This is a genomic window from Pseudomonas sp. 910_21, from assembly GCF_052850735.1.
Window position 1 is genome coordinate 1 of record NZ_VXCY01000006.1, and the last position, 12,760, is coordinate 12,760.

At 62.6% G+C, this 12,760-nt stretch carries 13 protein-coding genes; 10 read left to right on the forward strand and 3 right to left on the reverse strand.

From position 1 onward, the window contains the following. Both FW796_RS19515 and FW796_RS19520 read left to right on the forward strand, forming a co-directional pair. A partial coding sequence (locus tag FW796_RS19515; protein WP_446439833.1) for an effector protein Tle3 domain-containing protein occupies positions 1–328 on the forward strand: 328 nt, incomplete at its 5' end. After that, the gene (locus tag FW796_RS19520; protein ID WP_446439834.1) at positions 328–1,923 is read left to right on the forward strand and encodes a type VI lipase adapter Tla3 domain-containing protein; all 1,596 of its coding nucleotides are present in this window, start codon (positions 328–330) and stop codon (positions 1,921–1,923) included. The genes FW796_RS19515 and FW796_RS19520, both read left to right, overlap by 1 nt. A 274-nt stretch (positions 1,924–2,197) precedes the next feature. Here FW796_RS19520 and FW796_RS19525 read toward each other — a convergent pair whose 3' ends face one another. Beyond that, positions 2,198–3,349, reverse strand: coding sequence for an acyl-CoA dehydrogenase family protein (locus tag FW796_RS19525; protein WP_404936883.1), 1,152 nt, complete (start codon positions 3,347–3,349; stop codon positions 2,198–2,200). Positions 3,350–3,353: 4 nt separating this feature from the next. Next, a complete protein-coding gene (locus FW796_RS19530; RefSeq protein ID WP_346633049.1) occupies positions 3,354–4,460 on the reverse strand; it encodes an enoyl-CoA hydratase/isomerase family protein in 1,107 nt (368 codons plus the stop codon). 460 nt (positions 4,461–4,920) lie between these two features. Between FW796_RS19530 and FW796_RS19535 the strand changes: the two genes are divergently transcribed. From FW796_RS19535 to FW796_RS19570, 8 genes are all read left to right on the forward strand, one after another. After that, the gene (locus tag FW796_RS19535; protein WP_446439835.1) at positions 4,921–5,700 is read left to right on the forward strand and encodes a transporter substrate-binding domain-containing protein; all 780 of its coding nucleotides are present in this window, start codon (positions 4,921–4,923) and stop codon (positions 5,698–5,700) included. A 72-nt stretch (positions 5,701–5,772) separates the two neighbouring features. Further along, the gene (locus FW796_RS19540) at positions 5,773–6,498 is read left to right on the forward strand and encodes an ABC transporter permease (protein ID WP_346633047.1); all 726 of its coding nucleotides are present in this window, start codon (positions 5,773–5,775) and stop codon (positions 6,496–6,498) included. Next, a complete protein-coding gene (locus FW796_RS19545; protein ID WP_446439836.1) occupies positions 6,495–7,205 on the forward strand; it encodes an ABC transporter permease in 711 nt (236 codons plus the stop codon). The genes FW796_RS19540 and FW796_RS19545 overlap by 4 nt, the downstream gene beginning before the upstream one ends. 65 nt (positions 7,206–7,270) lie before the next feature. Next, positions 7,271–8,032, forward strand: coding sequence for an ABC transporter ATP-binding protein (locus tag FW796_RS19550; protein WP_446439837.1), 762 nt, complete (start codon positions 7,271–7,273; stop codon positions 8,030–8,032). A 12-nt stretch (positions 8,033–8,044) separates the two neighbouring features. Further along, on the forward strand, positions 8,045–8,524 hold the full coding sequence (locus FW796_RS19555) for an Lrp/AsnC family transcriptional regulator (RefSeq protein ID WP_346633044.1): 480 nt from the start codon (positions 8,045–8,047) through the stop codon (positions 8,522–8,524). Positions 8,525–8,784: 260 nt separating this feature from the next. Continuing rightward, positions 8,785–9,723 (forward strand): citrulline utilization hydrolase CtlX, encoded by a 939-nt coding sequence (gene ctlX / locus FW796_RS19560; RefSeq protein ID WP_404936880.1) that lies wholly within the window; start codon positions 8,785–8,787, stop codon positions 9,721–9,723. Then, the gene (gene astA, locus FW796_RS19565) at positions 9,720–10,754 is read left to right on the forward strand and encodes an arginine N-succinyltransferase (protein ID WP_404936879.1); all 1,035 of its coding nucleotides are present in this window, start codon (positions 9,720–9,722) and stop codon (positions 10,752–10,754) included. Before ctlX ends, astA begins: the two co-directional genes overlap by 4 nt. Positions 10,755–10,813: 59 nt before the next feature. Then, positions 10,814–11,677: a LysR family transcriptional regulator gene (locus FW796_RS19570; RefSeq protein ID WP_346633041.1), complete on the forward strand. Its 864-nt coding sequence runs from the start codon at positions 10,814–10,816 to the stop codon at positions 11,675–11,677. 173 nt (positions 11,678–11,850) lie between these two features. Here FW796_RS19570 and FW796_RS19575 read toward each other — a convergent pair whose 3' ends face one another. Continuing rightward, on the reverse strand, positions 11,851–12,555 hold the full coding sequence (locus tag FW796_RS19575) for an HPP family protein (protein WP_404940016.1): 705 nt from the start codon (positions 12,553–12,555) through the stop codon (positions 11,851–11,853). Between the last annotated feature and the right edge of the window lie 205 nt (positions 12,556–12,760).

Genomic DNA, 12,760 nt, shown 5'->3' on the forward strand with positions numbered 1-12,760 from the left:
GGCGATAGGGGCGGGGGAGAGCGTGGATGATGTGACGTTTTATGCGTATTTGTGTCGGGTGGCGGATTGGCGGTTGGATTGGGAGAGAACTAGAGGGGATATCTACAGTGAGGAAGATGTGGATATTGACCTTCCAGACGAAGATGTGGAGGCACTCTATCTTCAAGAGGAGAGTAGTAATCGCGAGCTGATTAACTCAACAGTAACGTACCGAATAAGCGGTGCATTACCAACTACCGTCAAGGACAAAATGCCTTCTCTGGTAGCTACCCAGTCTCTGGCGGGACGCAAAGCGGGAATCCCCGTCAGCTTTGGAGAGACCGTCTGATGCGCCGCGTGCTTACGTACTGGTCTCTTTCCAGCCTGCTACTGACCAGTCACTTGACTCTGGCTGCTGAACCCGAGTTGACATCTATCCGTTGCTTTGCCAGTCCGGCCACGGCCGTGACGGCCTATACCTCAGCCAGGAAGGCTACCACCATGACTGTTGAACCTCGTTACCGTGCCCCCACTACATCGCCGCAATTGGAAACTCTAGATGTGCTCAGCCTCGGTGTAAGTCTGGATGTTTTCCGTCAGGGGCAGATTTGGCAAGCATTGCAAGAGCAGAGTACAAAACAGACGGAGTCACTGCACGTAGGCAGTGTTCTGCCTACGGACCCGAAGCAGTATCCCCAGACTGCTGATGACAAGAATATGGCCTATGACAAACGGGAAACGGATGCATTGGAACTGGGGTTAAGGGACTTTCTGGAGAAGTGGCCGATTCCTACCATCACTGTGGTTCGAAGTTGGAATCCTAAAACCCCGAACCTTCGCTTTACGCCCGAAAGAACTCGTCGCAGCTTGTCTGTCATGGTCAATGACATGCGAACACCCGCAGGATTGCATTGGCACCGTATTCGTAGTTTTCAGGATGGCATTATCTGTAATGACACGCCTGAGGGAATGATGGAGTCGCTGTTCCAGATATTCGAGAGTAGCCCCGATCTTCCTGCACTTTTGGTGTATGTCAATGAGGGAATAAGCATGGCTGGCGCTCTATCGAGCAGAGATGTTTCTTTGAAGTCGCTAGGGGCTGTCGCGGGCCCACGCCAGCCTGACAAGTTAACCGACGCCATGGTCGCCCTGGTTGTCGGCCGCCCCGAACGTGTCGAATGGTTGCGCTATTACGCCCCCTTCACCAAGGTCAACAAGAACAAGATCGATCCTGAATTCACCGGTTGGGGCTGGCGTAAACCGGCGGTGGAGTTCCAACCTTCGGCGTTCATCCCGCAACCCTGGACCGAGCGCGCTTTTGAACAGTGGGACGCCTTGCCGGTGCTGGCCAGGATTCATCGTCCGGTCACGGTTTCCCTGCAGCGCCCGGACAACGGCGAGCGTCTCAAGCGCGAAGCCTTGACCGCTCAACTGGCTGCTGGCTGGAAAAAAGCCACTGACACAGTTACACCAGCACCGGCCCGGGTGTTCTACGACGGCGGCCTGAACAGCACGCCATTGGCCGAGTTGCTTCCTGCTCTGACTGCTGCCCGCAGCTCCCTGGACCTGCTCGATTCCCGCGAAGGCTACGACCTGACCCAACGCCTGGGTGATACCGGTTCGGCGTCGCCCTTCGTGGGGATTGCCTTGGCCACCATGGCCAGTTACCTGAATGCCGATACCAGCGTGGTCATGCCCATGCGCCGTCAAGACCAGGCGACGATTATTGCCATCACCTCGCCGACTCCGGGAGAAAAACCGGCTAATCAGTATTTTGGCGTGAGGTTGATGCCACAGACCGCCAGCAGTGACGACAGTACCCCTGAAAAACCAGCCTCTGTGGCTTCAGCGTCCCCACTCATGCCGATCGCGGGAGAGGACTATGCGCTGGAAGAGTTTCTGGCTGAACTGAGACCTAAGGACAATTGGATGGATGATCTCTAGCACTAACCCCCGGTAAAAAGCCCCTTGGCAGTCAGCACTTTGGGGTGAACTTGCAGCCGTAGATCACCGGCGCTGACGGCAAGTCCAGTACCGCCGGTTGTAGAAAGCGGTTTGCGAAGGGGCTGGCTTGTGTAGGAGCTGGCTTGCCAGCGAAGGCGTCCGCCAGGGCGATACCACGCTCAAGGGCCTCTTCGCCGGCAAGCCGGCTCCTACGGGGAGCCGCCATAAAAAATCGCAGCCTGGGCTGCGATTTTTTTGTGGGCGGCGCTGGTGCCTAGAGCTGATAATGCTTCAGCTCTCGGGCAATCAGCAGGCGCTGGATCTCGCTCGAGCCTTCGTAGATCTGGGTAATCCGTGCGTCACGGTAGTAGCGCTCCACCGGATAGTCCTCCAGATACCCATAGCCACCATGAATCTGCATCGCCGAGGAGCAGACCTTTTCGGCCATCTCCGAAGCGAACAGCTTGGCCTGGGAGGCTTCGGACAGGCACGGCTGGCCGGCGCTGCGCAGGCGCGCGGCATGCAGGATCAGCAAGCGCGCGGCATTGAGCCGGGTGTGCATGTCGGCCAGCAGGTTGGCGATGCTCTGGTGCTCGATGATCGGTTTGTCGAACTGCACCCGTTCCCGGGCGTAGGCCAGGGCCGCTTCGAAAGCCGCACGGGCGATGCCCAGGGCCTGGGCGGCAATGCCGATGCGTCCGCCTTCGAGGTTGGACAGGGCAATGGCCAGGCCCTTGCCACGTTCGCCCAGCAGGTTGGCTTCGGGGATCGTGCATTGGTTGAGGGTCACGGCGCAGGTATCCGAGGCGCGGATGCCCATCTTGTGTTCGGTGCGGTCGACGATAAAACCCGGGGTGTCGGTGGGCACCAGGAACGCCGACAGGCCTTTCTTGCCCAGTTCCGGGTCGGTCACCGCAAAGACGATGGCCAGTTGTGCACGCTTGCCGTTGCTGACGAACTGCTTGGCGCCGTTGATCACCCACTGGCCGTCCCGCAGTTCGGCGCGGGTGCGCAGGTTGTGGGCTTCCGAGCCGGCCTGGGGTTCGGTCAGGCAGAAGCAGCCGATGGCTTCGCCGCTGGCCAGTCGCGGCAGCCACGCATGCTTCTGCTCCTCGCTGCCGTAGTTGAGGATTGGCCCGCAGCCCACCGAGTTGTGGATGCTCATCAGGGCCCCGGTAGCGCCGTCACCGGCAGAGATCTCCTCCACCGCCAGGGCGTAGGCCACGTAGTCCAGGTAGCTGCCACCCCATTCTTCGGGAACCACCATGCCCAACAATCCCAGTTCGCCCATCTTGCGCACCAGGGTGTCGTCGATCCAGCCGGCCTTTTCCCAGGCCTGGGCATGGGGCGCGATTTCGCCCCGGGCAAAATCCCGGGCCATGTCGCGGATCATGACTTGTTCTTCGGTCAATTCGATGTCGTGCATGAGTTCAGCTCCCGCTGCCGTCGAAACCGCTGAAGAAGCTCGCTACCCGTTCAGCCTCAAGGGCTGCCAGGGTCGGCGGATTCCAGCGGGGGGTCTTGTCTTTGTCGATGATCAGGGCGCGTACGCCTTCCATCAGGTCACCACGCTCGAACCATTGACGGTCCAGATGCAGCTCCAGGGCGAAGCATTGTTCCAGGCTCAACTGGCGGCCGTGGCGCAGCATCTGCAGGGTCACGGCCATGGCCAGGGGCGAGCGGCTTTGCAGCAGGTCAGCGGTGGTCTTGGCCCACTCGTGGCTGTCGGCAACCGTCACGCTGCGCAACTGCTCGACGATGCTGGCCATGTCCGGCAGGGCGAAGAAGTGGTCGATGGCCGGGCGCAAGGCTTGCAGGGGCGCATCGGGCAATGACTGTACCGCCAGCTTGGCCAGCAGGCCCTGCAGGTCCTTGAGCGGTGAGTCGCTCCAGTGCAGGCGATCCAGACGCTGGTCCAGCAGGCTCAGTTTGTCGCTCTCCAGGTGCCAGTCCGCGAGGCCGCAGTACAGGGCATCGGCGGCGCGGATCTGCACGCCGCTGACGCCGAGGTAGATGCCCAGCTCGCCGGGAATCCGTGAGAGGAAGTAGCTGCCGCCCACATCCGGGAAGTAACCGATGGCCACTTCCGGCATCGCCAGGCGGCTTCGCTCGGTGACCACTCGCAGGTCGGCGCCTTGCACCAGGCCCATGCCGCCGCCGAGGACAAAGCCGTCCATCAGGGCCAGCACCGGCTTGCGGTAATGGTGGATCGTCAGGTCCAGGGCGTACTCCTCGACGAAGAAGTCCTCGTGCAGGGTATTGCCGCTCTGGTAGCTGTCGTACAGCGAGCGGATATCGCCGCCGGCGCAGAAGGCCTTTTCACCGGCGCCGCGCAGCACCACCGCGTGGATCAGCGGGTCCTGGGCCCAGGTGTCCAGTTGCTGCTGCAAGGTACGCACCATCGACAGGGTGATGGCATTGAGACCGGCGGGGCGGTTGAGGGTCAGGTGACCGATGTGGTTGCGCACCTCGACCAGCACTTCGTCGGGGGTGGCGTCGAGGTCCTGTGTCGCCTGGGATGAAACCTGAGCTGTCATCACTAACTCCCTGCTTTTATTGTTTTTTATATGAGGCTCGCGCGCGAGCATCGGCGGATCGTAACAGTGCAATTTTGCCCAGTACAACCCCGAAAACTGCAGGTTGGCTGTGCATTTTTGCATGTTGAAAAAGCCTCTATCGATCTCGCGTCGGCGCTCTGGCCCTTGGCTTAGAGCGTTGACGACAGAATCGGCTGTGAAATAGCCGTGATCAGCCGATCCCGGCTGTTTCAGGAGCCCCTTACGACACCTGGGTGGGCGTGGCTGTTGGCATTCTGGCGCTCCGTTGCAGCGTAGACCGCGGCAATCAGGTACAGGTCCGGCTCTGCGCGCCGAGCTTGTTCAATCACAACAAGAAACCGACTGCGGTGACCCCGCACACACTCTCTGCCCCTGTCACAAGTGGGGTCCGGCTTGTTCGTCGGACCGCTATAAATCCAAATAATCCGGGACTCTGAAGATGACTAAACAATGGCTGGCCGTGCCGTTACTGGCAATCGCGTGCGTTTCCATGGGCGCCAGTGCCAAAGAGTGGAAAGAACTGCGTTTCGGTGTCAATCCAAGCTACCCGCCCTTTGAATCCACTACCGCCGATGGCGGCGTGCAGGGGTTTGGCGTCGATCTGGGCAATGCCATCTGCGCTGAACTGAAGCTCAAGTGCGTCTGGATCAGTAACGACTTCGATGGCCTGATTCCGGCACTCAAGGCCGGCAAGTTCGACGCCATTGAGTCGTCCATGACTGTCACCGATGCACGGCGCAAGCAGATCGACTTCAGCGATCGCCTGTATGCCGGGCCCACCGCCATCGTCACCCGCAAGGGCGCAGGTCTTGAGCCAACCGGCGAGTCCCTCAAAGGCAAGACCCTGGGCTATATGCAAGGCACCATCCAGGAGACTTACGCCAGGGCCAAGCTGGGGCCGGCAGGGGTCAAGCTGCGGGCCTACCAGAATCAGGATCAGGTCTACGCCGATCTGGTCTATGGGCGCCTGGACGCCTCGATCCAGGACAAGCTGCAGGCACAGATGAGTTTCCTCGCATCGCCACAAGGCGCGGATTTCGAGAACAGCGCCGGGATCAGCGACCCCCTGGTGCCCTCGGAGATCGCCATCGGCCTGCGCAAGGACCAGGACGAACTCAAGGCCATGCTCAATGGTGCCATCAAGGCCCTGCATGAGAAGGGCATCTACGCCCAGATCCAGCGCAAACACTTCGGCGACCTCGACCTCTACAATAACTGATTGCCCCTGGCCGGTCCCGGGACTTGCGTGGGCGGTCCCGGGCCGGGCTGCGGCGCCTGCAAGGTGAATGGCGTGAATACCTCGACGACTCTTTTTGGCCTGGACCTGACGGTCCTGCAAGGCTACGGCCCGCTGCTGCTACACGGCACCTGGGTGACCCTGAAACTCTCGGCCCTGGCGCTCCTGGTGAGCATGGCCCTGGGGTTGCTGGGCGCGGCGGCCAAGCTCTCGCCACTGCGCCTGCTGAACCTGCCGGCGACCTGCTACACCACCCTGATTCGCGGGGTGCCGGACCTGGTGCTGATGCTGCTGATCTTCTACAGCCTGCAGGGCTGGCTCACCGCCCTGACCGAACTGCTGGACTGGCCCTATATGGAGATCGACCCCTTTGTCGCCGGGATCATCACCCTGGGCTTCATCTACGGCGCCTATTTCACCGAGACCTTTCGCGGGGCGATTCTCAGCGTGCCCCGAGGCCAGCAGGAAGCGGCGGCGGCCTTTGGCCTCAATCGCTGGCAGCGGTTCCGCTTCGTGGTCTTCCCGCAGATGATGCGCTTTGCCTTGCCCAGCCTGGGCAATAACTGGCTGGTGCTGCTCAAGGCCACTGCGCTGGTGTCGATCATCGGCCTTTCGGACCTGGTCAAGGTGGCCCAGGAAGCCGGCAAGAGCACCTTCAACATGCTGGATTTCCTGCTCTTGGCAGCCGCTTTGTACCTGCTGATCACCAGCGCTTCGAACCAGTTGCTGCGGCTGTTGGAGCGACGTTACAACCAAGGCGTGCGAGGGCTGTCGCGATGATCGAACTGATCCAGGAATACTGGCGTCCCTTTCTGTTCAGTGACGGTGAAAGCCTGACCGGCCTGGCCATGACCCTGTGGTTGCTGGTGGCGAGCCTGGCCATGGGCTTTGTCCTGTCGCTGCCCCTGGCGATCATGCGCACCTCCCACTGGGCTCTGGTGCGTTGGCCGGTGCAGTTGTTCACCTATGTGTTTCGCGGCACGCCTTTGTATATCCAGCTGCTGATCTGCTACAGCGGTCTTTACGGCCTTGCCGCCATACGCGAGCAACCGCTGCTGGAAGCCTTCTTCCGCGATGCCATGAACTGCACCTTGCTGGCGTTCACCCTGAATACCTGCGCCTACACCGTGGAAATCTTCGCCGGGGCTATCCGCAGCATCCCCTACGGCGAGATCGAGGCGGCCCATGCCTACGGCCTGAGTGGCTGGCGCCTGTACTGGCGGCTGATCCTGCCTTCAGCCCTGCGCCGGGCGCTGCCGTATTACAGCAATGAGGTGATCCTCATGCTGCACGCCACCTCCGTGGCCTTCACCGCGACCATCCCGGACATCCTCAAGGTGGCTCGGGACGCCAATGCCGCGACTTTCCTGACCTTCCAGGCCTTTGGCATCGCCGGGCTGCTGTACCTGGGTCTGTCCTTCGGCCTGGTGGGCGCATTCCGCCTGGCGGAGCGGCGCTGGCTGAGCTTTCTCGGCCCTGCCCACTGAGTGCATTCATCCCCATTTATCTGTCCAGAGTGTCGTCGACCGTGGCGACGCTCCAGGAGTGTCCGATGTACAAGTTGACCGTTGAAAATCTCTACAAGCGATTTGGTGACAACGAGGTGCTCAAGGGCGTCTCGTTGACAGCCCGGGCCGGTGACGTGGTCAGCATGATCGGCGCCAGTGGCTCGGGTAAGAGCACCATGCTGCGTTGCATCAATTTCCTCGAGCGGGCCGACGCCGGGGCCTTTACTCTGGATGGCGAAGCCGTGGTCACCCGGGAGGCTCCCGGGGGCATGCAGGTGGCCAGCCCGGCCCAGTTGCAGCGCTTGCGCACGCGCCTGGCCATGGTGTTCCAGCACTTCAACCTGTGGAGCCACTTGAGCGTGCTGGAAAACATCATGCTGGCGCCGTGCCGGGTGCTGGGCAGCAGCCGCAAGGACGCCGAGGCCAGCGCCCGGGCCTACCTGGACAAGGTGGGTTTGCCGCAGCGGGTGGCCGAGCAATATCCGGCGTTTCTGTCCGGTGGCCAGCAGCAACGGGTGGCGATTGCCCGGGCCCTGGCGGTGGAGCCCCAGATCCTGCTGTTCGACGAGCCGACCTCGGCCCTGGACCCGGAGCTGGTAGGGGAGGTGCTCAAGGTGATCCAGGCCCTGGCGGAAGAAGGGCGGACCATGCTCATGGTCACCCACGAAATGGGTTTTGCCCGGCAGGTGTCGAGCCAGGTGGTGTTCTTGCATCAAGGGCGAGTCGAGGAGCAGGGTAGCGCGGCGATCCTCGACCAGCCCCAGAGTGAACGTTTGCAGCAGTTTCTATCCGGCCGTTTGAAGTGAGGGAAGGCATCCATGGCGGACATCCGCGACTTGTCGATCGTGCTTGATCGAATCGACCAGGCGATCATCGAGGTGCTGCGCCACGAAGGGCGCATCACCTACCAGAAACTCTCCGAGCGCGTGCACCTGACGCCCAGGCCCTGCCTGGAACGGGTGCGCAAGCTGGAGCAGCTCGGGGTCATCCGTGGTTACGGCGCGATCCTCGACGAAAAGAAACTCACCCCGGGCCTGTCGCTGCTGGTGCTGGTAGCCCTGTCCAACCAGAGCGGGCGCGCGGCGCAGAAAGCCTTCGAAGCCAAAGTCCGGGGCTGCCCCCAGGTCCTGGAGTGCCGTCTGATCAGCGGCGCCTTCGACTACAGCCTGCGCATGCGTTGCCGGGACATGGAGCATTACCGGGTGCTGACCGAAGTCTGGTTCGACGACCCGGACCTGCACATCGACAAACTGGTCAGCCATCCCGAGCTGGCCATGGTCAAGACCGGCATGGAATAACCGTCGCACTCCTGTAGCCGGCTTACCGGCGAAAGGGCCCGCAAGCCTTGCACCACCCTTAAGACCGTCTTCGCTGGCAAGCCAGCTCCTACGTGCCTGGTGCGCTGATCCTCGAGGGCGGTGTTGGGGGCTGGCGGAATCGGCTGAGCAACCCGCCGCTTTCAGCCGTTTCCTGCCGTGCAGCCCTTGGGATCAGCCGGGTTTTGCCCGCGTACAAAACCACAATGAGCACCTCTGAAACCTCATTGATTGCGTGCCCCATGCAGACCACCCATAGCCTTTTGATGATTCGTCCCACGCGCTTCTCGTTCAATCAGGACACCGCAGGCAACAACAGCTTCCAGCATCCGGCCGGCCTTGCCGAAGACGTCCAGGCCCAGGCCCTGGAGGAGTTCGACGGTTACGTCGCAGCCCTGCGCGAGCAGGGAGTCCAGGTGCTGGTCCACGAGGACGGTGCCGCGCCCCATACTCCGGATTCGATCTTCCCCAACAACTGCTGGAGCAGCCATCCGGACGGCACACTGGTGCTGTACCCGATGCAAGGCCGCAATCGCCGCCTGGAGCGCTTCAAAGGCGTGCTGGCTCATCTGCATGAGCACTATCAGGTGGCCCGCACCCTGGACCTGACGCCCCTGGAGCAAGAGCAAACCTTCCTCGAAGGCACCGGCAGCATGGTCCTCGATCGCCAGCAGCGGATCTGCTACGCCGGCTATTCGAGCCGCACCCACGCCCGGGCCCTGGATCAGTGGGTGGACCACCTGGGCTACGAGCTGTGCGCCTTTCATGCTCGGGACCGGCATGGGGTGCCGATCTACCACACCAACGTGATGATGAGCGTCGGCAGCCGCTTGGCAGTGGCTTGCCTGCAGTCACTGGACGTTGCGCAAGAGCGTGCCGCTCTGCGCCAGCGTCTGGAAAGCAGCGGCAAACAGGTGCTGCCCTTGACCTGGGCCCAGCTGGAGTCCTTCGCCGGCAATATGCTGGAAGTGCACAACCGTGCCGGTGAACCGCTACTGGTGATGTCCCGCACTGCCTGGCGCTCCCTGGACGCCCAGCAGCGCCAGCTGATCGAGCGCCATGTGCAACCCTTGCCCGTCAACATCGACACCATTGAACGCATCGGCGGCGGCAGCGCCCGCTGCATGCTGGCGGAAATCTACCTGCCCGAACGTCAACCTCAGCTGGAGCATTCGCGATGATTGTCCGTCCCGCCACCCAGGCCGATCTGCCGGCCCTGCTGGCCCTGGCCCACAGCGCCGGCGCCGGCCTCACGACCTTGCCCGCCGACGCCGGGCGCTTGCGTTCACGCCTGCAGTGGGCCGAGCAGACGTTCGCCGGGCAGGCGTCCCGCGCCGATGCCGACTACTTGTTCGTGCTGCAGACGCCCCAGGGCGAAGTGGTGGGCATCTGTGCCCTGGCCGGCGCCGTGGGCCTGCGCGAGCCCTGGTACAACTATCGTCTGGGGCTGTTTGTCGCCGCCTCGAAGAACCTGGGTATCAATCAGCAACTGCCGACCCTGTTTCTCGGCAACGACATGACCGGTCAATCGGAGCTGTGCTCGCTGTTTCTGCATGCCGATCACCGTCAGGGGCTCAACGGCCGGCTGCTGTCCAAGGCACGCTTCCTGTTCCTGGCCGAGTTCCGCGAGCATTTCGGCGACAAGGTGATCGCCGAGATGCGCGGCTATTCGGATGAGCAAGGCGTGTCGCCGTTCTGGGAAGGACTGGGGCGGCACTTCTTCAAGATGGACTTCGCCGATGCCGACTACCTCACTGGCCTTGGCAACAAGACCTTCATCGCTGAGCTGATGCCCAAATTCCCGCTGCCCACTTGCCTGCTGCCAGAGTCGGCCCGAGCGGTGATCGGGCGAGTGCACCCCAACACCGAGCCGGCCCTGGGCATGCTCAAGGCTGAAGGCTTCGGCTTCAAGGATTACATCGATATCTTCGACGGCGGGCCGCTGATCGAATGCGCCACCGGGGAGATCCGTGCGGTGCGCGACAGCCAGATCTTGCAACTGAGCATCGGCACTCCAGGAGACCAGGCCGAAGCCTATCTGATTCACAACCGCCAGTTCGCCGACTGCCGCATCAGCGCCGCGCCGGCACGGGTGGCGGCCGGCACGCTGATTGTCAGCGCGCAGAGCGCCAAGGCTCTGGGGCTCACAGCCGGTGCCTCGGTGCGGGCCGTGAGCCTGGCGGTGCCGGCCCGGCAAATGTCCGCGGCCTAGGGGCACAGCGGGGCGAGCGCCGCTACAATGGCGCTCGAATTTTTTGCCGGCGAGGCACCATGGACATCGATCTGGCCCGCACCTTCCTGGAAATCGTCCGCAGTGGCAGCCTGATTGCCGCCGCCGAGCGCCTGCACCTGACCCAGACCGCCATCAGCGCACGGGTGCAGAACCTGGAAGGCCAGCTCAACTGCAAGCTGCTGATACGCAACCGCGCCGGCGCTCGACCTACCGCCGATGGCGAGGCCTTCATCGCCTATGCCAATCAGCTGGTGCAGACCTGGGAGGCCGCCCAGCGCGACCTGCCGCTGCTGGCGGGTTACCGCAATGTGCTGCACATCGGTGGCGAACTGAGCCTGTGCAACCCGCTGATGCTCAATTGGGTGCGAGGCCTGCGCCAGGCGCTGCCCAACCATGCGGTGCGCACCCAGATCGCCGAAGGCGCGAGCCTGCAGCGGCAACTGGAGTTGGGCGTGCTGGACGCGGCGCTGGTGTTCCAGCCGCTGTATTGCGCGGGATTGCAGGTGGAGCAACTGCTGGAGGAAAAACTGATTCAGGTCCGCCTGGCCGGTCGTCCGGAGCCTTATGTGTACATCGACTGGGGCGATGATTTTCGCCGTCAGCACGACGCCGCATTGCCGGAGCAGGCCAAGGCCGCGGTGGGTTTCAACCTTGGGCCCCTGGCGCTGCAGTTCATCCTCGATGCCGGTGGCAGCGGCTATTTCCGCACCCGGGTGGTGCAGAGCTACCTGGACAGCGGGGTGCTGGAACGGGTGGAAAAGGCTCCGGAATTCAGTTTTCCCACCTATCTGCTGTATGCCCGGGACCGGGATACAGCAGTGTTGCAGCAGGCGTTCGCGGTGCTGCGCGAGGTGATCGAGTGCGACCACGATTGGTCCCAGCGCTGGTCACCGATGGTTTGAACCGGCTGACTTGAATCTTGCGTTGCGCTTGAGAGTGCCTTCGCTGGCGCAATACCGGCGATGCCCTTGCAGGAGCCGGCTTGCCGGCGAACAGGCCATTGAATCTTGCGCCGCTTCTGAGGCTGTCTTCGCTGGGCCGCCCGCGCCAGCAAAGGGAGAGGGTTGAGGCGGTATCAGGGGCGTGAGGACAGGACTTGGCCAATACTGCGCCGGCGGGCGTGGGCTTCGCTGGCGTGGATCAGTTGCTCGAGGTCTTCAGGGGTGACATCAAAGAACTCTTCCATCTCCGCCAACGCCCGCTTCAGGTCTTCGGCGGTGATCGCCAGGCTGTCGGCGGGGGCCGCCGAGGGCAGCATTACCGGAGCTTCGCTCGGGCCCTTGGGGTAGCGAATTCGCGTCAGGTTGTTGTAGAGCAGGGCACTGGCCAACAGGCTGGCCGCTGCGAGCATCACCGGACCCAGTTCTCGCCACTCCAGGGCCGCGCTGGCCGGGTCCGCCAGCACCAGGGTCAGGGCCAGAGCACCGGCCGGGGGATGCAGGCAACGCAACCAGCACATCAGCACCAGGGCCACGCCCGCCGCAAGGCAGGCGCTGCCCAGGGTCCGGCCCAGGACATGGGCCACCAGCAAGGCCACGACCCCGGCGCACAGGTAGCCGCCCAGGATCGACCAGGGTTGGGCCAGGGCGCCGGAAGACACGGCAAACAACAACACCGCCGAAGCCCCCAGCGGGCCGATCAGGTGCAGCGCCACTGGCATGCCGAACACCTGGGCGCAGAGCCAGACACTGAACAGGGTGCCCAGGGCCATGCCGACAGCGGCGCGGCTCCATTCCAGGGGGCGGGTATTGATGGCGGCGGGTTTCCAGCGGGTAAACATCGGCAAGAACGGTCCAGGGCTAAACGACGGGCAAAAAGAAGGGCTTGTCTGGATCGCCAGAAAGCCCTTGAACGTTCCAACATTTGGGGGAGGAACGGGCACAGTGTGCCGAGCATTCGTGTAGCTGACAAATTCATAATAATGCTGTTTAAGTGCATTTATTTTGAGGTATTGCGCCCCGCGTAGGAGCCGGCTTGCCGGCAAA